The sequence below is a fragment of the Streptomyces sp. NBC_01288 genome (assembly GCF_035982055.1).
Lineage (GTDB): Bacteria > Actinomycetota > Actinomycetes > Streptomycetales > Streptomycetaceae > Streptomyces.
In genome coordinates this window covers 4,811,759-4,831,188 of the sequence record NZ_CP108427.1, presented here as the reverse complement: position 1 = coordinate 4,831,188, position 19,430 = coordinate 4,811,759, and the positions used below count along the sequence as shown (strand labels likewise).

Genomic DNA, 19,430 nt, shown 5'->3' with positions numbered 1-19,430 from the left:
TTCTCGGGAGTCGCGTGAGGAGCGGGGATCCGAACTCCCCGCTCCCTACGTCCCCGCCCGGCCCCGCTCCCTACGTCCCCGCCCGATCCCGGGGTCGCCGCCCCAGCAACTCCGCCAGCCCCCGCCGAGTAGCCGCCAGCACAACCCGGTCCGAGTCCCGCAGGACATACGTGTCGGGGAGGTCCCAGACCAGCCCCGACCGCCGTACGTCCTCGGAGGCGTCCCGCGTCGCCGTGTCCAGCGCAAGGACCCGCCACGACCCCGCCCGGAACGCCTCGGCGATCGTCTTGCCCTCCAGCTGGGGATGCCCGCCCACGGTCATCGCCGCGAACAGCAACACCCGCCGCTCGACAGGGATCGCGCCCAGGATCTGCCGCCCCATCATCGCTCCGGCAAAGGCAGGCGCGGCCAGGTGGGACACGCTCCGGCTCCGGGTCAGGGCGCCGGGGTGCGCGGCCCGCAGGGTCCGGTACACGGCGGTCGCGAAGTCGTCGTCGTACAGCCGGAGCACGACCCGTAGATCCGGTCGCACGGAACGGGCGTACAGCACCGCTTCGAGGTTCGTCGTGTCGGAGCTGGTGACCGCGAGGAGGGCGTGGGCGCGGTTGACCTTGGCGGATTCCAGGACGCCCTCCTGGGTGACGTCACCCAGGATCACCGGCACCCGCAGCCGGCGCGCGACCGCGAGCCCGCGGGCCTCGGGGTCGGCCTCGACGCACACCACGGGGATGTTGAGTTCGCGCAGCCGGGTCAGCACCCGGGTGCCGATCTTGCCGAGCCCGAGCAGCACGACATGCCCGCCGAGCCCCCGCGGCGGCTTGCGCAACGCGGACGCCGTACGGAAGGTGCCCAGCGCTTCCAGCACGGCGGCCAGCAGTACCGGCAGCATCAGCAACCCGACGAGACCGGAGAGGAGTTGAAGGATTTGCCGTCCCAACGGCGCCCCGATCGCGGGGTCGTCGATCGCGAAGAGATCGAGCAGCGTCAGATAGAAGGCGGTCACGGGATGGACCTGGGTCACCAGCCACAGCGACACGGCGAGCGCGATCACGCACGCCACCATGCCCGCCAGCGACCACCGCAGCCGCCGCGAGAAGAGCGAGGACCACGCCGGGACGACACCGCCCCCGCGCCCGACCGGCAACTGCGGTCCGGCGTACGACACCTGCTCCAGGACGACGGTCCCGCGCCCGGTGGCGGAGGCGACGGCCGCCGCGTCGGGCAGCAGGCGCGGGCCGTGTTCGCCCATGCCCTCGGAGCCGTCCGCGCCGGCCGGGTCGCTGCTGGTCGCCGAGAGCAGGGCGAGCGTGGCAAGGCCAGGATCGGCGACCTGCCCGGGCCCCGGCGGCGGCCGTTCCACCGCGCGCAGCAGCAGCCCGTCGGTCTGGACGACCTTGCTGGTACCGGCGAGGGCGGTGGCGGCCAGCGCGGGCGCGGCGGTGTCGGCGTCGGAGAGCACGGTGGTGGACGCGTCGAACCCGGCACCGGGCCCGCCGCCCGCCCCGTCACCGGTCGCCAACGCGGCGGCCTGGTCGAGGAGTTCCTCGATGTGCTGGCCCAGCCGCCGGTTGTAGAGGCGGATCACCAGCCGGATACGGGGGTTGAGGCGGCGGGCGGTCAGGGCGGCGCGGATGTTCGTCTCGTCGTCGTCATAGACGAGGGCCAGCGCGGTCGCCCGCTCCACGCCCACCTCGGCGAACACGGCCTCGGTCAGCCCGGCGACCTCCAACACCCGCTCCCCGCGCGGGGGTTCGGGGGCGACAGGTGCGGTGCCACCGCCGCCGTTGCCGTTGGTCCGGCCCACCGCCGCGTTGACCCGGTCGAGCAGCGCGGCCGAGGCGGCACGCGCGCGGCCGACGACGGGCGGCCGGGCGGTGGCCTCGGAGAGCGGGACGACGAGGGTGATCTGCTCGCCGTAGACACTGCGGAGTTCGACGGCGAGCCGGTGCGCGAGCGCGTCGTCGCCGCACACCACCATGTGTGCCCGGGCGTTGCCCGGAGGGGTCTGATTCGGAACGCTGCTCGCCACGAGGGGAAAGACTGCCCCAAGGAGGCGGGTGGTTCCAGTATTCCGCTGAACACCCGTGCCCCGACTGCCGTATGCAGAGACAGGGAGCAAAACTCGCGAAACCAGGCGTCTGCCGGAGGTACCTCACTCGTGGCCATCACCACCGAACCAGCCGCGCCGACCACGGAGACGCCGCCGGAACCGCACCTGAATCAGCACGCGGAACCGGACGCGAAGCCGGACGTGCCCGTCCAGGAGTCACCGGTCGCGCCCGCCAAAGCGGCGAAGGACGGCTGGCAGTTCAACTCGCCGCTCGTGCTGACCATGGTGCTGCTCGTGGTGGTGCTGGCGCAGGGCCCGATCCGTCAGGCGCTGTCCGCGCCGGTGATGCAGAGCTGGATGACGGTCTTCGTGGCCGTGGTCGTGCAGGCGCTGCCCTTCCTGGTGCTGGGCGTGCTGCTGTCGGCGGGGATCGCGGTGTTCGTACCGGCGACGTTCTTCACCCGGGCGCTGCCGAAGAACCCCGTGCTGGCCGTGCCGATCGCCGGCATGGCGGGCGCGATCCTCCCCGGCTGCGAGTGTGCGTCGGTGCCGGTGGCCGGGGCGCTGGTGCGGCGGGGCGTCACCCCGGCGGCGGCGATCGCGTTCCTGCTCTCCGCCCCGGCGATCAACCCGATCGTGCTGACGGCGACGGCCGTGGCGTTCCCGCGCAACCCCGAGATGGTCCTCGCCCGGTTCGCCGGCAGCCTGCTCGTGGCCTGCGTGATGGGCTGGCTGTGGACGCGGATCGGCCGCACCGACTGGCTGCGCCTGCCTGCCCACGAGCCGCACGAGGGGGAGACCAGGGGGGCCGCGTTCTGGGGCTCGGTCCGGCACGACGTGATGCAGGCCGGCGGGTTCCTCGTCCTCGGCGCGATGTCGGCGGCGACGCTCAAGGCGGTGGCACCCGCGAGCTGGCTGCGCACGGCCGCCGACAACCCGGTGGTCGCGATCCTCGCCCTCTCGATCCTCGCCGTGCTGCTGTCGATCTGCTCGGAGGCGGACGCGTTCGTCGCCGCGTCGCTCACCCAGTTCTCGCTCACGGCCAAACTCGCGTTCCTGGTGGTGGGCCCGATGATCGACCTGAAACTCTTCGCCATGCAGGCGGGCACCTTCGGCCGGGGCTTCGCGATGCGCTTCGCACCCGCCACCTTCGTCCTCGCCATCGCGGGCGCGGTCGTCACCGGGGCGGTGCTCCTGTGAACCGGCAGGCACAGGCGGCGGTCCTGTTCCTCGTCGGCGCGGCCCTCCTGCACGCGGGCTTCACCAACCTCTACCTGCGCTACGTCAAGGCAGGCCTCCAACCGCTCCTGCTGCTCTCCGGCGCGGTCCTCATCGTCACCGCACTGGCCACGGCCTGGTACGAGTGGCGCCGGACGCGGCTGGAGAAGGCCCAGGCGGAAGCGCACACGGCACACACGGAAGCCCACACGGAAGCCCACGCGGAGGACCACGCCGAGGACGAGGCTCACAAGGGAGACGAGGCCCACAAGGGACACGTCCACCGCGAACCCCGTATCTCCTGGCTCCTGATCCTCCCCCTCTTCGCCCTGATCCTGGTCGCCCCGCCGGCCCTCGGCTCCTACAGCGCGGTCCGCACCGGCACAGCCCTCCAGCAGCCGTACGGCCTTCTCAAGCTCCCCGACAGCAACCCGCTCACCCTCGGCCTGGTCGACTACGCGAGCCGCGCGGTCTACGACCACGGACGGTCCTTGGGCACCCGGCAGTTGAAGGTCACCGGCTTCGTCGCGCTGGACAAGTCGGGCTCCCCGTTCCTCGTCCGCATGGCCCTCAACTGCTGTGCCGCGGACGCCCAGCCGGTGAAGATCGCCCTGACCGGCAAGATCCCGCCGGTACTTCAGCCGGACACCTGGCTGGAGATCACCGGCACCTACACCCCCAAGCAGACCAAGGACCCCATCAACAACCGCCCGATCCCCTACTTCCAGGTCACCCAGGCCAAACCGGTCCCGACGCCGAAGGACCCGTACGACGAGAGCTGGAACCAGTAACAGCTGGGACCAGTAACCGGCCTGGTTTCAGAGGACGTTGGCGATCGCGGCGGCCATGATCGGCTCGGCCGCCTCCTCCGCCAGCTCCGGCGGTACGACCAGCAGGTCCCACCGGCCGCGCCCCGGCGCGAGCAGGACGACGGTGTTCGGGGCGTGCACGGCGGTGGTCCGGTGCAGCCGTACGACCTGGTTGGCCACCAGCATCCGGCCCGGGGCGGTCGACCAGACCCGCCCGTTCACCATCACGCTGACGATGTGGCCCCAGGTCCGGGGCAGCCCGGCGAGCAGCCGCGGCACCTCGGTGAGGACGTCGTAGGAGTGCGGCCACCAGGCTCCGTCGAGGCGGCGCGGTACGGAGGTGTGGGCGGCGAGGCGCAGCCGGAGGGCGGGCGGGGCGGTCTGCTCCACGTCCGTGGAAGAGGCGTCGGTGTCCGAGGCGGGCGAACTATGGGTGTCCGTGGGCGCGTTCATGTCGCGGTCCCTGTCCCCGGCCGTCCGTCGTGCGGCGGTCCGGTGCCGTGGTGCACTGGGAACGACGACGGCGCCAGAGCCGAGGTGCGGAGAACTCCCGGTACCCCTCACCGTACTCCCGGCCCGGGCGGACCGGCCTGCGCCGGAGGCACTCCGAGGCCCTCCGCGGTCCGCGGGCGTACCGTGAAAGGACCGAGGATTTCTCGCGCACCGGACCGCACCGGTGCCGTTCTCGGCGAACCACGACGCCGGGGCGGATGTGTCCGCGCCCGGGGCAGGGCTCAGCCCATGACCGTGAATGTGCCCGGTCGGCCGGTGACCGCGGAGGCGCCCGCGGCCCCTGCCGGACACGGCGGTGCCGGTACGGCGAGCTGGGAGACGACGTGGCCCGCATCCGGCCACGAGCCCGGCCCGTCCGGCCATGAGCGGGGTACGTCCAGCGGGGAACGCGGCGCGTCCAACCGCGAGCGCGGCCCGTCCCCCTGGGAAGGGGACCGCGTCCGCCCCCTCAGCCGCCGCCAGATCGAGGACCGCTTCCAGGACCTCGGCGTGCTGTACGAGGAGACCTGCGGCGGGACCCGCAGGGGCAACCGTTCCCGCACCGCCTTCCTGCGACGCCTGGCCGGTGACGTCCGGCGCCCCGGTTTCACCCTCCTGATCGCCGAGAACACGACCCTGACGGCCTGCGCCTACGGCTTCCCCGTGCGCGCCGCCGATCCCTGGTGGCAGGGCCACGACACCCGGCTGCCCCGGCTGCTGCACGGCCTCGCGGTCACCGGGGGACTCTTCGCGGTCTCCGGGATCGTCGTCCCGCCCCGCGTGCGCACCCACTACCAGGACCGGGAGTGGAACCTCGCCCGGCGCCTGCAACGCCGGCTGCTCGCCGATCACGCGCCGGCCCTCGGCGTCACCCTGGTGCCCCGCACCGACACCGAGACCCTGTCGGCGTACCGGGCGTGGGGCTGGCAGGACGTCGCGGGAGCCCCGTCGGACCCCGTGAGAGCACCCGAACGGAGCTCCCTGCGGGGCCCCGACGGTCTTGATCCACGGCTTCCGGGCGCCTGCCGGGTGCTGGTTCTGGCCCCCTGAGAGCGTCGACCGGCGTCAGAACATCTGTGCTCGCCGCCACAGAGATTCCCCGGGTGCGACTAGAGTTCCCGTACGGGGGAACCAGCTCCCGCGGCAGGCCGATCCCGCCCGGGCGGCCCGCAGGAAAGGTGTACATGCCCGCAGAAAGCCAGCAGCCCACGGCCGACCGGCTCGACGACGACGACTACCCCGCCTACACCATGGGCCGGGCCGCCGAGCTGATCTCCTCCACCCCCGGTTTCCTCCGGTCACTGGGTGAGGCCGGGCTGATCACCCCGACGCGGTCGGACGGCGGTCACCGCCGCTACTCGCGCCATCAGCTCCGTACGGCCTCCCGCGCGCGCGAGCTGGTCGACCAGGGAACGCCCATCGAGGCCGCGTGCCGCATCATCAGCCTGGAGGACCGGCTGGACGAGGCCCTGCGCGTCAACGAGGAGCTGCGCAGCTCATCCCATCGGTAGAAAACCTGATGTCTCCGAAACAGAAATTCACCGTTTCGGGCGGTGCTTTTCGAGCCCCTTTCCCCCGTCGCGGAAAAGGGTTCCGTGCTAGGCTGACTTCAGTTGCAGTTGTGGTTGCCAATTTTGAACCGGACCTCCGGTGCAGGTGATCATCACGGCGATGGAGGAGATTCGTAAAGTGCGGATCTCGTGCACTGCCTAGGAGTTAAGACATGGCCACCGGTACCGTGAAGTGGTTCAACGCGGAAAAGGGCTTCGGCTTCATCGAGCAGGACGGCGGCGGCGCTGACGTCTTCGCCCACTACTCGAACATCGCCACCCAGGGCTTCCGCGAGCTGCAGGAGGGTCAGAAGGTGACCTTCGACATCACGCAGGGCCAGAAGGGCCCGCAGGCGGAGAACATCGTTCCCGCCTAAGCACGCGAAGCTGCGAAACAGGGGCCCGCACCTTGGGTGCGGGTCCCTTTTCGTATCTGCTCATTTACTTGCCGTTCTTCGGCCACCCGCCGTTCTTCGGCCGTTCTTCCGCATTCCCCGCGGAGAAATCCTCCCCTCTCCGCCCGCTCGAACCCCTAGGTGAGGCACCATGCGCTGCGTGATCGCCCGTTACCCCTTCGATCTGACGAAGAGCGAGGTGGAGGAGATGCTCAAGGGCATCCGCCCGGAGCAGCCCGTCACCGGCCAGTGCGCCGTCATCAGCCGCAAGCTGTACCCGGTCAAGCAGGTCGGCGAGGTGATCACCAAGCAGGACCGCCGTGACTTCACCGCCTTCGAGGTGACCAGGGCCCTCTCCCGGCTCGGCTTCACCTGCCACGAGAACCCGCCCGCGCCCGCCACCCCGGCGCCCGCACCGGCTCCCGCCACGGAGAACCCCACGGACTCCGGCCCGGACTCGTCCTCGTACATCGGCACCACCCTGGGCTGACGCCTCCGCCCGCACGTCCCCGCACACCCCGAGCGACCACGCCGCCGAAGATCCATCCGGGCGCGAGGTCGCTCTTTGCGTACCGGCTCCTCACAGCTCCTTGTCGGGCCAGTCCAGCAGCCGGGCCCCGATGACCGCGGTCTGTAGCGTGTACCGCTGGCCGGGGTCCGCCGGGTCCGCGCCGGTCAGCTGATGGATGCGCTCCAGCCGGTAGGTCAGCGCGCGCACGCTCAGCGAGAGCCGGCGCGCGGACTCCGCCGCCACACAACCGGAGTCGAAGTACGTCGACAGGGTGTCCAGCAGCGGCCGCGCACCGCCGCGCGCCCTGGTCAGCGGGCCCAGCGCGTCGAGGACCAGATCCGTCATCGCCTGCCGGTCGCGTGTGAGCACCGGATAGACCAGCAGGTCGGCGGCGCGCAGGAGGGGGCCCTCCAGGTCGAGCCGCTCGGCCAGTTCGAGCGTGTTCAGGGCCTCCTCGTACGACTGGACGATCCCGCCCGCGCCCGGCTGCGGCCGGCCGATCGCCGCGCGGGTGCCCTCCGCGGCGGCGTAGGACTGCTTGGCGAAGTGGGCGAGGATGTCGTCCTGGTCGCCGGGCGCGACACACAGCATCCGGCCGGCCTTCGTGGTGAGCAGGATGTTGCGGTCGCCGAAACGGCTGATCATCGCGCGCTCCACCTGACGCGGCACCGGCGCGCTCTCGTCGTACGGCGTCGGGCCCTGGACCACGGCGACCGCGTGCGAGTGGGAGAGGCGCAGGCCGAAGCGCTCGGCGCGTTCCGCGAGCCGGCCCAGATCGCTGCGGCCGTAGAGCAGGTCGTCGATGAACTCCCGCCGCGCCGCCTCCTCTTGGCGTACGGCGAGGCGCTGCGCGCGTTCGTAGCCCTCGGCGAAGGCGTCGACCACCTGCTGTACCGCGGCAAGGGTGCAGTCGGCGGAACCGGGGGTGTCCGGCCAGGCGGCGCGGGTGGCCGCGAGATGGGCGTTGACCAGGGAGCGCAGTCCGTGACCGGCCTCGGCCGCCTGCTCGCCCAGGGTGCGGCGGGCCTCCAACTCGGCCCGGTTCAGGCGGCGTCCGGTGTCGGCGACCTCCGCCAGGAGCGACGCGTACCCCGCCAGATACTGCTCAGGTATGTCGCGTTCCGGCAACTCCGCCCCCTGTTTTCTTGACGCCCTGGTGACGCTTTCTTAGCGCGTCACCGGCATCAAGACCCTAATGAACACTGCCGGGTTCCGGCAATGCGCGGGCGTGCACCCCGCGTGCACCATGGCGCCAGGGGAGCACCGCGGAAGGTTCCGGTGCCGGACACCGGCAGGTGTACGGCACCGGAACCACGATCCGCGCGTCCCCGGAAGTTTTGACGCGTCGTGGACACAGCGGACAGGGAACGGGGGGCCGGGATCATGGGGGCGTTCTTCGCTGCCGCGACCGGTTTTCCCACCGTCGTCTTCACCGCCGCGCTCACCGTGGTCGTCCTGTTCTGGCTGCTGGTTGCGCTGGGCGCGGCGGACGCCCACGGACACGCCCATGCCCACCTCAACTCCCGTGCGCACGGCGACGGTTGGGGGCTCGGCGGAGTTCCGGTGACCCTCGCCTTCTCGCTGTTCACCGCCGTCGGCTGGCTGATCAGCTACTGCGCGAGCGTGCTGCTCGTCCCGTCCGGCCCGGTCGGGGCCCTGGTCGGGGCGGTCGTGCTGATCGGCACGGTGTACGTCTCCTGGCGGGCGACCAAGCTGTTCGTACGACCCCTGCACCGCCTGTTCCCCGACGAACACGGGCCGTCCCGGCTGGACTTCGTCGGGCTGACCTGCACGATCCGCACCGGGCGGGTCGACGCGGGGTTCGGCCAGGCGGAGGTCAGGTCGGCGGACGGCTCGGCCGCGGTGGTCCAGGTCCGGCAGACGGGCGGCGACTCCGGTGAGGGCGCCCTCGCCAGTGGCAGCACCGGACTGCTCTACGCCTACGACGAGACCGGCGAGTTCTTCTGGGTCGCGCCCTACGACAGCGCGCTCGACCCGAGGACCGGCCCCGGCACGACGGGATAAGCCGCCAACGCCTGTCGGCCTACGGCTGTTGCCTACGCCTGTTGGCCAACTCCTGTTGGCCCACGCACGTTTCCTCACCCTTCTCATCTCTTGGGGACCCATGTCATGAACGCCATCACCGTCGGCATCGGTGTGTTCGTCGCCGTTGTCCTGCTCATCGCGCTCACCCTGCTCCTGGTGGTCGGCCGGCTCTTCCGGAAGGTGGAGCAGGGGCGGGCGCTGATCGTCTCCAAGACGAAGAAGGTCGACGTCACCTTCACCGGGGCGGTCGTGCTGCCGGTGCTGCACAAGGCCGAGTTCATGGACATCTCGGTGAAGACCATCGAGATCCGGCGCACCGGGCGCGAGGGCCTGATCTGCCAGGACAACATCCGCGCCGACATCCACATCAGCTTCTTCGTGCGGGTCAACAAGACCGTCGAGGACGTCATCAAGGTCGCGCAGGCCATCGGCACCCAGACCGCGAGCGACCCGGTGGCGATCCAGGACTTCTTCGCCGCGAAGTTCTCCGAGGCGCTCAAGACCGTCGGCAAGCAGCTGGACTTCGTCGATCTCTACACCAAGCGCGAGGAGTTCCGGGACCGGATCATCCAGGTCATCGGCACCGACCTCAACGGCTACCACCTCGACGACGCGGCCATCGACTTCCTCGAACAGACGCCGATGACCCAGCTCGACAACCAGAACATCCTGGACGCGCAGGGCATCCGCAAGATCACCGAGCTGACGACCATCGAGCACGTGCGCACCAACGAGTTCCAGCGCACCGAGCAGAAGGAGATCACCCGCCAGAACGTCGACGCCCGGGAGACCATCCTGGAGCTGGAACGCCGGCAGGCCGAGGCGGAGATCAAGCAGCGCCGTGAGGTGGAGGTGCTGCGGGCGCGCGAGGAGGCCGCCACCGCGAAGGTGCAGGAGGAGGAACGGCTGGGCGCGCAGGCCGCGTTCCTCCGTACCGAGGAGCAACTCGGCGTCCAGCGCGAGAACCAGGCCCGCGAGATCGCCGTCGCGCAGAAGAACCGCGAGCGGGTCATCGCCGTCGAGAACGAGCGCATCGAGAAGGACCGGCTCCTCGAAGTCATCGCGAGGGAGCGGGAGACCTCGCTGTCCGGGATCGCCCGCGACAAGGAGGTCGAGGCGGAGCGGCGCGAGGTCGCGGACGTGGTCCGGGAGCGGATCGCCGTGGACCGTACGGTCGCCGAGCAGGAGGAGGCGATCAAGAAGCTGCGGGTGGTCGAGGAGGCCGAGCGCACACGGCAGGCCGTGATCATCGCCGCCGAGGCGGAGGCGCAGGAGAAACTGGTCAAGGACATCAAGGGCGCCGAGGCAGCGGAGGCCGCCGCCAAGCACCGCGCCGGTGAGCAACTCACCCTCGCCGAGGCCCGGTTGAAGTCCGCCGACCTCGACGCCCGCGCCAAACTGCGGCTCGCCGAGGGCATCCAGGCGGAGGCGGCGGCCGCCGGACTCGCCGAGGTCCAGGTCCGCGACAAGGAGGCCGAGGTCACCGTGAAGGCCGGCCGGGCCGAGGCCGAGGCCACGGGGGCGCGGCTGCGCGCGGAGGCGGAAGGCACCGAGGCCCGGCTGCGCGCGGAGGCCGAGGGCACCCGGGCCAAGGCGCTCGCCGAGGCCGAAGGCGCGCAGGCGAAGGTGCTCGCGCAGGCCGAGGGCGTACGGGCGAACGCGCTCGCGGAAGCCACCGGCATCGGCGAGAAGCTCAAGGCCGAGGCAGAAGGGCTCACCGAGAAGGCCGCCGCGATGGCCGCCCTCGACGACGCCTCGCGCGGCCACGAGGAGTACCGGCTGCGGTTGCAGGCCGAGAAGGAGATCCGGCTCGCGGGTCTCGACGTTCAGCGACAGGTCGCGGAGGCGCAGGCCACGGTCCTCGCGACCGGTCTGGAGCACGCCGACATCGACATCGTCGGCGGCGACTCGGTCTTCCTCGACCGGCTCATGTCGTCGATCTCCTTCGGCAAGAGCGTCGACGGCTTCGTCGCCAACTCCCAGACGGCACAGGCCTTGGCGGGTCCCTGGCTGGACGGTACGTCGAACATCGCCGACGACCTCGCCCGCGTCCTCGGCCCGGTCTCCACGGCCGACGTGCAGAACCTCACCGTCTCCGCGCTGCTGATGAAGCTGATGACCTCGGACACGGCGAACGCCGGTCAGGTACGGCAACTGCTGGACAAGGCAGGTGAGTTGGGCCTGGCGGACACTCCGCTGGCCGCGCTCAACGGCCACCCGGTGAAGGCCTGACCCCACCAACGGTCCGGAACTGCCGCACAGGGGACGGCAGTTCCGGACTCACCCCCTGAGAATCCGAGAGGGACCCATGACCACCGGCCTGGACACCGGCACCTACGAGGTCCTGCGCGACCGACTCGCCGCACAGGCCGCCGAACTCGCCCGCCGCGCGGAGACGCTCAACGCCCGCCGCACCGACGAGTTCGGCTCCACCCGCCTCGAACTCACCGGTACCGAACGCCTCGACACCGAGCACCCGGCGGCGCCGCGCGACCTCGTCGCCGTAGGAGACACCCTCCTCTTCGGCCGCCAGGTCTCCCTCGGTGTCACCCGGGAGACGACGGTCGCCGACGTCCTCGCCCTGCACGACCGCCACGACCTGCGCCGACTGCCCGAGGATGCCGTACCCGGACTCCTCGACGACCCGGACTTCGTGCGGGAGTTCACCGCCCTGCACCGGTACTACCGCCAGGCCCGCCTCCTCCAACTCCGTTGCCTCAACGGCAAGTTGCTGGCCGTCTTCCGGACCGGCGAGAAGGCCGACGACATCCGGGTCCTGCGCTGGGCACTCACGGACGACGGACGCTCGGCGACCTTCCTGGACGCGCACGGCGAACGCGACCACGTGTTCCCGCCGCCGTACGACGTCGACTGGACATCGACGACCCGCGACGACCTCGCCCCCGGCCGGCACCCGCACGTCCGGATCCAGGACGGGCTGTACGTCGACACGGTGGGCGGCACTCTCACCGTCAAGGTGGAGGACAACACCGAGACGGGGGAGGGGATTTACTCCGAACCGGTGGACGAGCCGTTGCAGTCGGCGGCCGACGCGGAGATCGCGTACGCGCGGGCGGGTGTGCTGGTGCTGCTGCGTGTGCGTCCTTACAAGGAGGAGGCCCACCGCTACCTGGTCTTCAACACGCTGACCAAGGGGGTCGTACGGCTCGACGGGATCGGGCTGTCGTGTCAGCGGCTGCCCGAGGAGCAGGGGATCGTCTTCCCGGGCGGATACTGCCTGGCCACGGGGGCTTACAAGACCTTCGAAGTGGACACCGCCGGGCTGGAGTTGGAGCGGGTGGTGCGCTCGCCCAACGGTGAGGACGTGCTGTTCGCGTACCGGGCGCGGGTGCCGGGGCGGAGCCTCCTGCTGCCGTACAACATGATCCGCAAGGAGGTCGCCAACCCGCTGTCCTGCCAGGGGTGGGCGCTCTTCGACGACGGTGTGCTGATGGTGCTGCGCGCGGGTGGTGAGAGGGAGGCGGCGCGCGTTCATCCGGTGCGGGTATGGCGTACTCCGTACGTCTCGGACACCTACGCCGCCGCTCGACTCGTCGGCTCCGGACCGCTGTTCCGCGTCGGGAACGCCGATCTCGTGCGCGGGATCTCCGACTGTCTGTCCCTCGCGGGTGCGGTCGCCGGGATGGAGCCCACGGCGGAGGTGTACGAGGCACTGGTCGGTTCGTGTGTCCGGGCGGCGGACTCGTACCACTGGCTCGGGGACGTCGAACTCGGGGATCTGGGCGGCCCGTTGGAGGATGTCCGGGTCACGGCGGAACAGGTCCTGGCCGAGTTCGAGACCGTCCGGACGCTCACCGCCCGCGCGGCCGACGCCCTTGACGATGCCACCGGCCGGTTCACCGGGCTCGTACGGCGGCTGCGGGGCGAGGTGCCCCGGGACGCGGCGGGGTGGGTCGCCGGGTTGACCGAACTCCGGCGCACGCAGGGGCACTTGCTGACGCTGAAGGAGATGCGGTACGCGGACACCGCGCGGATCGACGCGTCGGCGGCCGGGGCGGAGGCGGAGCTCGGGGCGTTCGGGCTGCGGGCGGTGGCGTTCCTGGCGGGTGAGGACGCGTTCGCCGGGCACCATGAGCTGATCGGTGAGTTGATCGCGGAGGCGGGGGAACTGGCCACCGTCGCGGAGTCGGCGCCGGTGGCCGCCCGTCTCGACGAACTCACCGACGGGCTGCGGACGGTGACCGAGGTGATCGCCGGGCTGGACATCGGTGACGCCACGGTCCGTACGTCGATCCTGGAGCGGATCGCCGAGGTGCTGGGCGGGGTCAACCGGGCCCGCGCCACACTGGACGCCCGGCGCAGGGAGCTTCAGGACCGGGAAGGCAGGGCGGAGTTCGCGGCCGAGTTCGCGCTGCTGGGCCAGGCGGTGACCGGCGCGCTCGCGGGCGCGGGGACACCGGAGGCCTGCGACGATCAACTCGCCCGGCTGCTGGTGCAGTTGGAGAACCTGGAAGCGCGCTTCACGGACTTCGACGACTTCCTCGCCGAACTGACCGGCAGACGTACCGAGATCTACGAGACCTTCTCCGCCCGCAAGCAGACGCTGGCCGACGAACGCGCCCGTAGAGCCGAGCAGTTGGCGGGCTCGGCGAACCGGGTCCTGGAGACGGTGGGGCGCCGGGCGGCCACACTCGTCGACGCCGACGCGGTCAGTACGTACTTCGCCTCCGACCCGATGGTGACGAAGATCCGCCGCACCGCCGGCCAACTCCGGGACCTGGGCGACCGGATGAGGGCGGAGGAGCTGACCGGACGGCTCGCGGCGGCCCGTGAGGAGGCGGTCCGTGCCCTGCGCGACCGCACCGACCTCTACACGGACGGCGGCCGGACCCTGCGCCTGGGCCGCCACCGTTTCGCCGTGAACACCGAGCCCCTCGACCTCACCCTGGTCCCCGCAGGCGACGGCCTCGCCTTCGCCCTCACCGGCACGGACTACCGAACCCCCGTCACCGACCCGGAGTTCGCGGCCACCCGCGAGTTCTGGGACCGCCCGCTGCCCTCCGAGTCGCCGCGGGTCTACCGCGCGGAACACCTTGCCGCCCGCCTCCTCGCCGAACACGGCGCCCAGGCCCTCGCCCAGGAACCCGACCTCGCCGCCCTCGTCCGCCGGGCCGCGCAGGAGTCGTACGACGAAGGCTACGAACGCGGTGTGCACGACCACGACGCGACCGCGATCCTGGCCGCACTGCTCCGCCGGTACGAGGGCGCGGGCCTGCTGCGGCACGAACCGGCCGACCGGGCACGGGCGTTGCTGTTCTGGACGCACGACACGAGTGCGGAGGAGCGCGCGAGCTGGACCCGCCGGGCGCGGTCGCTCGCGCGGGCCCGCGACGCCTTCGGACCGACCCCGGCCGTCGCCGACTTCCTGACGGAACTGGCCGAGCGGACCGGCGAGTCCGCCGCCGCGTACCTCTTCGACGAACTGACCACCGGCCCCGAGGGCTTCGTGATCAGTGCCGCCGCACGCGCCCTCCTCGACAAGTTCCGGCGCACGGTGGGGAGTTCGGCCTACGACGACGATGTGCTCGCCGTCGACGACCTGGCCGCCCGCCGCCAGCTGGTGGAGGCGTGGCTGACGGCGTACACGACGGCGTCCGGCATGGAGGCCGACCCGGGCGACCTCGCGGAGGCGGTGGCCGCCGAACTCTGCCCGGACGTACCGCGGTACGAGTCGGACGCGCGGCTCACGGAGACGGTCGGGGGACTGCTGGGCACGCACCCGCGCATCGAGGCGGGCTCGTTGTCGCTCCGGGTCGACGAACTCCTCGCCCGGACCAGGGAGTTCAGGGCGTCGGACGTCCCCGGTCATCGCGCGTACCAGCGGCGCCGTACGGCCCTGGTGGCGGCGGAACGTGCCCGCCTGCGCCTCGACGAGTACCGGCCGCGCGTGCTGTCGTCCTTCGTGCGGGGGCGGCTGGTCGACGAGGTGTATCTCCCGCTGGTCGGCGACAACCTGGCCCGGCAGATCGGTACGACGGGGGAGGGGCGGAACCCCGGCACGAGCGGTGGCCTGCTGCTGCTCATCTCGCCGCCGGGGTACGGCAAGACGACCCTCATGGAGTACGTCGCCGACCGCCTCGGGCTGGTGCTGGTCAAGGTCAGCGGGCCCGCGCTCGGGCACGGTGTCACCTCCCTCGACCCGGCCGAGGCGCCGAACGCGACCGCCCGGCAGGAGGTGGAGAAGGTCAACTTCGCGCTCGCGGCCGGCAACAACGTGCTGCTCCACCTCGACGACATCCAGCACACCTCGCCCGAACTCCTCCAGAAATTCATTCCGTTGTGCGATGCGACACGGCGGGTGGAGGGCGTGCGGGAGGGCGTACCGCGTACATACGACCTACGGGGGAAACGGTTCGCCGTCTGCATGACCGGCAACCCCTACACCGAGTCGGGCGGGCGTTTCCGGGTCCCCGACATGCTGGCCAACCGTGCCGACGTCTGGAACCTCGGCGATGTCCTGACCGGCAAGGAGGCGGTGTTCGCGCTGAGTTTCCTGGAGAACGCGCTGACCTCCAACCCCGTCCTCGCCCCGCTGGCCGGCCGCGACCGCGCCGACCTGGACCTGCTGATCCGGCTCGCGGAGGGCGACGCGACGGCCCGCGAGGACCGGCTGTCCTACGCCTGCGACCCCGCCGAACTCTCCCGGATCGTAAGGGTGTTGAGGCACCTGATCACCGCCCGCGACACCGTCCTCGCGGTCAACTCCGCGTACATGGCGTCGGCGGCGACGGCGGACACGGCCCGCACGGAACCGCCGTTCCGGCTCCAGGGGTCGTACCGCACCATGAACCGCGTCGCCCAACGCGTCGAGCCGGTGATGAACTCCCGTGAACTGTCAGCGGTGTTGGACGACCACTACACCGCCGAGGCGCAGACCCTGGGGGCGGGCGCCGAGGCGAACCTGCTGAAGCTGAGGGAGCTGCGCGGCACCCTGACCGGCGAACAGGCCGTGCGCTGGGGCGAGTTGAAGACGGCGTACGCGCGGGAGCGGGGTGCGGCGGAGGACGAACCTCTGCGTCGCGCGGTCGCCGCCCTCGGGGTGCTGGCCGAGCGCATCGGCGCGGTGGAGTCGGCGATCACCCGGGCGAGCGGCCCGGGATGATGCCCACCGATCCCTGAGCCCCCGCCCAACTGCTAGAGCTGGAGCAGCCGTTGGGTGATCTCGCGGTACTGCCGCAGCGCGTTGCGGAACTCCTCGGAGTCGGACTCGGACCCGGACTCGGGGTCCTGGTCGGCCCAGGCGGCGCGGAGGAGGTCGCGGCGGGCGGCGAGGGCGGTCACGAGCTGGGCGGTGGCCTCGTCGTAGGCGCTCTCCGCCTCTTCCAGGGCGTCGCGCGGGGTGTCCGCGAAGGTGTTGAGCGCGTGTCGCAGCCGTTGGAGGACCTTGTCGCGCTCGCTCGACGGGAGCAGCGGCTCCGGGCCCGGGGTGCGGCGTTCGGAGGGGGTGCGGTTCTGGCCCGCGGGTTGTTGGGCGCGTGTCTGGTCGTACATCATCGGGAGTCGCTTCCGTCCCGCCCGAAGGCGTTATTGGGATCGTCCGTGCACCGGCCACTGCCCTGCGCCGTGCTGCCAGTCAACGTGCGGCGACGGTTCGTGTCAACGCGGCGGTCACGCGCTCGCGGCCGACGCGTTCCGGTGTGTGCCGGAGTACCGTGGAAGGACCGAGGCCTTCGCGCGCCGATGTCCCGCTCCGGCGCCGTGCCCTCGCGTTTCCCTTCACAGGGGCAGCCCGTGACCCCGGCCGCGCCATCCGCAGCGAGGCCGAGGAGTTTGGCATGGCCACCGTCTCCACCCCACCACCTGTCCCGAAAAAGTGTGACACTTTCGGCGAAAGTGACACACTTCTGCCGGACACCTACCCCCCACCCCCGTCCTACGACGGCACCTCCCCCTTCCCGCCGGACGAGGGCCCGACGCCCGTCCGGGACGGCGGAGACCGGATCTACGTCGGCGTCACCGCGGCGATCGTCGTCCTGCCGTTCGTGGGGCTCGGCCTGGCCGGCTGGCTGCTGTGGGGGCGGCTGATCCACCCCGTCGACATCGTGCTCGCGGCCGTCCTCTACACGGTCACCGGTCTCGGCGTCACGGTCGGCTTCCACCGCGGGCTCACCCACGGCTCGTACCGCGCGGTCCGGCCCGTGCGCGTCGCGCTCGCGGTGGCCGGGTCGATGAGCTTCCAGGGCGACGTCATCGGCTGGGTCGCCACCCACCGCCGCCACCACGCCTTCACCGACCGGCCCGGCGACCCGCACTCGCCGTACCGCTACGGCACCCATCTGCGCGGCCAGTTGCACGGACTGTTCGACGCCCACGTCGGCTGGCTGTTCCGCAACGAGCAGACACCGCCCGAGCGTTACGCCCCCGACCTCGTCGCCGACCCCGCCATCCGGGCCGTCTCCCGCGCCTTCCCGTGGCTGTGCCTGCTCACCCTCGCGCTGCCGTTCGGCCTCGGCTGGGCCATCGGCGGCAGCTGGCTGTACGGAGTAACAGGCCTGCTGTGGGCGGGACTTGTGCGTATCGCGCTGCTCCACCACGTCACCTGGAGCGTCAACTCGCTCTGCCACATGATCGGTGAGCGCCCCTTCCGCACCCGGCGCCACGACCGCGCCACCAACCTGTGGCCGCTGGCCCTGCTCTCCTTCGGCGAGAGCTGGCACAACCTCCACCACGCCGACCCCACCAGCGCCCGGCACGGCGTCGACCGCGGCCAGATCGACCCGTCCGCCGCCGTCATCCGCCTGATGGAGCGCGCCGGTTGGGCCTACGACGTGCACTGGCCGTCCGCGGACCGGGTCGCCGCCCGCCGCGCCTGACCTCGGCTACGACGCGCGCGGTGGTGCCGGGATGGTCCTGGTGTCGAAGCCGCCCTCGATGATCTGCGCCGCGAGATCCGACAGACGCAGATGGCGGGCGCGGGCGTAGGAGCGGAAGGCGGTGAAGGCGTCGTCGACGGACGTGTTCCAGCGCTCCGCCAGCACACCCTTGACCTGCTCGATGAGGATGCGGCTGGTGAGAGCGTTCTGCAACTGGCTGTTCTCGACGTGCGACTGCTCCAGCGTGCGCTGCTGGAGCACCGCGATGGTGGCCACGTCGGCGAGGGCCTGGGCGAGGGCGATGTCGTCGTCGCCGAGGCGGTGCGGGGTGCTCTGGAAGAGGTTGAGCGCGCCGACGACCCGGTTGCGCAGCCGGAGCGGAATGGCGTGCGTGGTCACGTACCCCGTCTCGCGGGCCTGCGTCGCGAAGCGCGGCCAGGCCGCGGTGACCTCCGTCCGCGTCAGGTCGATGTTGGTGCGGGCGGCGCCGGTGCGGTAGCACTCGACGCAGGGGCCCTGGTCGTGCTGGAGCGCGAGGAGTTCCAGCAGGCGGGTGTGCTCGTCCGAGGCGGCGATGATCTGGAGTTCGCCGTGCGCGTCGACGAGCAGGATGCCGGCCGCCGACACGTCGAGCAGTTCGACGCAGCGCGCGGACAGCCGGTGCAGCAGGTCGATGACGTCGAAGTCCTCGACCAGAGAGTCCGCGACCTCCACGAAGATCTCGGCCAGACGTTGTTCGCGGGCCATGGCGATCATCCCTTTCCGGTGTCGGGCGAATACGGCCCGCTCATATCGTCGTCCAATTCGTCGCCGAAGCGCAGTCGGCGGGCGACCACGTCCGCCGCGACCTCTCCGAGGGGGCGTTCATTGCCGTAGGCGTGGGCCCTCAGGCGCAACAGGGCCTCCTGTATGGGCACGCCCAGTTGGACACTGATCATGCCGGTCGCCTGGTGCACGACCGGGCGGTTCAGCCCGGTCGGCCAGTCCGGCATCGCGTCCGGCCCGGGCGCTGTGCCGTTCGCGTGCCCGTTGCCGTTCAGGAACGCGCCGGTCAGCGCGGCCGTCAGGGCGGTGGCGTCGGCGTACTGCTGCTCGCTCATCCGTCTGTCCCCGGCGCACAGCACGGTCAGCACACCGACCCGGATGGCGCCGATGCCCAGCGGGAACCCGCACACGCCCTGGACGCCCATGTCGCGCGCGGCCGGCAGCAGCACGGGCCACCGCTCGGGGCGCACCCGGTCAAGGTCCGGCTCCAGCACGGGCGTGCCGGTGCGGACGGCCTCCGGGCCGGGGCCCTCGCCCAGGGTGAACTGGAGTTCCTCGAAACGGGCGCTCAGCCCGGGATGGCACCACAGCGGTTCGGCCGTGCGGGCGGGGCCGATCAGCAGCGACAGGGCGACGCCCTCGGCACCCAGCGCCCGGGCGCAGGCCTGCGCGGGATCGCCGCCCTCACCGAGGCGCAGCGACCGCAGGACTTCGGCCATGCCGTCGCTGATCACCGAGCTCCGTTCCGCGGCCGCCGGGG

General features: G+C 71.5%; 16 protein-coding genes. 10 read left to right on the top strand and 6 right to left on the bottom strand.

Annotated features, from left to right (window positions below):
* Positions 1–70: 70 nt before the first annotated feature.
* Positions 71–1,978: an NAD-binding protein gene (locus OG194_RS21435; RefSeq protein ID WP_327407153.1), complete on the bottom strand. Its 1,908-nt coding sequence runs from the start codon at positions 1,976–1,978 to the stop codon at positions 71–73.
* Positions 1,979–2,158: 180 nt separating this feature from the next.
* Here OG194_RS21435 and OG194_RS21430 point away from each other — a divergent pair, with 180 nt between their 5' ends.
* Together OG194_RS21430 and OG194_RS21425 are read left to right on the top strand one after the other, a co-directional pair.
* Positions 2,159–3,250, top strand: a complete 1,092-nt coding sequence (locus tag OG194_RS21430) for a permease (RefSeq protein ID WP_327402436.1) — start codon at positions 2,159–2,161, stop codon at positions 3,248–3,250.
* Positions 3,247–4,059, top strand: coding sequence for a TIGR03943 family putative permease subunit (locus tag OG194_RS21425; protein WP_327402435.1), 813 nt, complete (start codon positions 3,247–3,249; stop codon positions 4,057–4,059). The genes OG194_RS21430 and OG194_RS21425 overlap by 4 nt, the downstream gene beginning before the upstream one ends.
* Before the next feature lie 27 nt (positions 4,060–4,086).
* Here OG194_RS21425 and OG194_RS21420 read toward each other — a convergent pair whose 3' ends face one another.
* A complete protein-coding gene (locus OG194_RS21420; RefSeq protein ID WP_327402434.1) occupies positions 4,087–4,530 on the bottom strand; it encodes a DUF5994 family protein in 444 nt (147 codons plus the stop codon).
* A 288-nt stretch (positions 4,531–4,818) separates the two neighbouring features.
* Here OG194_RS21420 and OG194_RS21415 point away from each other — a divergent pair, with 288 nt between their 5' ends.
* The 4 genes from OG194_RS21415 to OG194_RS21400 all read left to right on the top strand — a co-directional run bounded on the left by OG194_RS21415 (position 4,819) and on the right by OG194_RS21400 (position 7,004).
* Entirely contained in the window at positions 4,819–5,619 is an 801-nt protein-coding gene (locus tag OG194_RS21415; protein ID WP_327402433.1) for a hypothetical protein, read from the top strand.
* 134 nt (positions 5,620–5,753) lie between these two features.
* A complete protein-coding gene (locus tag OG194_RS21410; protein WP_327402432.1) occupies positions 5,754–6,080 on the top strand; it encodes a MerR family transcriptional regulator in 327 nt (108 codons plus the stop codon).
* A 212-nt stretch (positions 6,081–6,292) separates the two neighbouring features.
* Positions 6,293–6,496 (top strand): cold-shock protein, encoded by a 204-nt coding sequence (locus OG194_RS21405; RefSeq protein WP_019063123.1) that lies wholly within the window; start codon positions 6,293–6,295, stop codon positions 6,494–6,496.
* Between the two features lie 169 nt (positions 6,497–6,665).
* Entirely contained in the window at positions 6,666–7,004 is a 339-nt protein-coding gene (locus OG194_RS21400; protein WP_327402431.1) for an SCO5918 family protein, read from the top strand.
* A 90-nt stretch (positions 7,005–7,094) separates the two neighbouring features.
* Here OG194_RS21400 and OG194_RS21395 read toward each other — a convergent pair whose 3' ends face one another.
* Complete coding sequence (locus OG194_RS21395) at positions 7,095–8,153, bottom strand: PucR family transcriptional regulator (RefSeq protein WP_327402430.1); 1,059 nt, start codon at positions 8,151–8,153, stop codon at positions 7,095–7,097.
* A 255-nt stretch (positions 8,154–8,408) separates the two neighbouring features.
* On the opposite strand from OG194_RS21395, the gene OG194_RS21390 reads away from it, so the two are divergent.
* The 3 genes from OG194_RS21390 (at position 8,409) to OG194_RS21380 (ending at position 16,194) form a co-directional block, all read left to right on the top strand.
* Positions 8,409–9,050 carry a hypothetical protein gene (locus OG194_RS21390; protein ID WP_327402429.1) on the top strand — a complete coding sequence of 214 codons (642 nt, stop codon included), beginning with the start codon at positions 8,409–8,411 and terminating at the stop codon, positions 9,048–9,050.
* A 105-nt stretch (positions 9,051–9,155) separates the two neighbouring features.
* A complete protein-coding gene (locus tag OG194_RS21385) occupies positions 9,156–11,303 on the top strand; it encodes a flotillin family protein (protein WP_327402428.1) in 2,148 nt (715 codons plus the stop codon).
* A gap of 76 nt (positions 11,304–11,379) precedes the next feature.
* Positions 11,380–16,194 carry a DNA repair ATPase gene (locus OG194_RS21380; protein ID WP_327402427.1) on the top strand — a complete coding sequence of 1,605 codons (4,815 nt, stop codon included), beginning with the start codon at positions 11,380–11,382 and terminating at the stop codon, positions 16,192–16,194.
* Between the two features lie 32 nt (positions 16,195–16,226).
* Here OG194_RS21380 and OG194_RS21375 read toward each other — a convergent pair whose 3' ends face one another.
* Entirely contained in the window at positions 16,227–16,586 is a 360-nt protein-coding gene (locus tag OG194_RS21375; RefSeq protein ID WP_327402426.1) for a hypothetical protein, read from the bottom strand.
* A gap of 281 nt (positions 16,587–16,867) precedes the next feature.
* Between OG194_RS21375 and OG194_RS21370 the strand changes: the two genes are divergently transcribed.
* A complete protein-coding gene (locus OG194_RS21370; RefSeq protein WP_327402425.1) occupies positions 16,868–17,905 on the top strand; it encodes an acyl-CoA desaturase in 1,038 nt (345 codons plus the stop codon).
* 6 nt (positions 17,906–17,911) lie between these two features.
* On the opposite strand, the gene OG194_RS21365 is transcribed toward OG194_RS21370, so the two are convergent.
* A complete protein-coding gene (locus OG194_RS21365) occupies positions 17,912–18,661 on the bottom strand; it encodes a GAF and ANTAR domain-containing protein (RefSeq protein WP_327402424.1) in 750 nt (249 codons plus the stop codon).
* Positions 18,658–19,404 carry an ANTAR domain-containing protein gene (locus OG194_RS21360; protein ID WP_327402423.1) on the bottom strand — a complete coding sequence of 249 codons (747 nt, stop codon included), beginning with the start codon at positions 19,402–19,404 and terminating at the stop codon, positions 18,658–18,660. Before OG194_RS21360 ends, OG194_RS21365 begins: the two co-directional genes overlap by 4 nt.
* Positions 19,405–19,430 lie beyond the last annotated feature (26 nt).

Coding starts and splice junctions, on each gene's coding strand:
- OG194_RS21435 (WP_327407153.1), bottom strand. CDS start 1,978: ATGGTGGTGTGCGGCGACGACGCGCTCGCGCACCGGCTCGCCGTCGAA.
- OG194_RS21420 (WP_327402434.1), bottom strand. CDS start 4,530: ATGAACGCGCCCACGGACACCCATAGTTCGCCCGCCTCGGACACCGAC.
- OG194_RS21415 (WP_327402433.1), top strand. CDS start 4,819: ATGACCGTGAATGTGCCCGGTCGGCCGGTGACCGCGGAGGCGCCCGCG.
- OG194_RS21410 (WP_327402432.1), top strand. CDS start 5,754: ATGCCCGCAGAAAGCCAGCAGCCCACGGCCGACCGGCTCGACGACGAC.
- OG194_RS21405 (WP_019063123.1), top strand. CDS start 6,293: ATGGCCACCGGTACCGTGAAGTGGTTCAACGCGGAAAAGGGCTTCGGC.
- OG194_RS21400 (WP_327402431.1), top strand. CDS start 6,666: ATGCGCTGCGTGATCGCCCGTTACCCCTTCGATCTGACGAAGAGCGAG.
- OG194_RS21390 (WP_327402429.1), top strand. CDS start 8,409: ATGGGGGCGTTCTTCGCTGCCGCGACCGGTTTTCCCACCGTCGTCTTC.
- OG194_RS21385 (WP_327402428.1), top strand. CDS start 9,156: ATGAACGCCATCACCGTCGGCATCGGTGTGTTCGTCGCCGTTGTCCTG.
- OG194_RS21380 (WP_327402427.1), top strand. CDS start 11,380: ATGACCACCGGCCTGGACACCGGCACCTACGAGGTCCTGCGCGACCGA.
- OG194_RS21375 (WP_327402426.1), bottom strand. CDS start 16,586: ATGATGTACGACCAGACACGCGCCCAACAACCCGCGGGCCAGAACCGC.
- OG194_RS21370 (WP_327402425.1), top strand. CDS start 16,868: ATGGCCACCGTCTCCACCCCACCACCTGTCCCGAAAAAGTGTGACACT.
- OG194_RS21365 (WP_327402424.1), bottom strand. CDS start 18,661: ATGATCGCCATGGCCCGCGAACAACGTCTGGCCGAGATCTTCGTGGAG.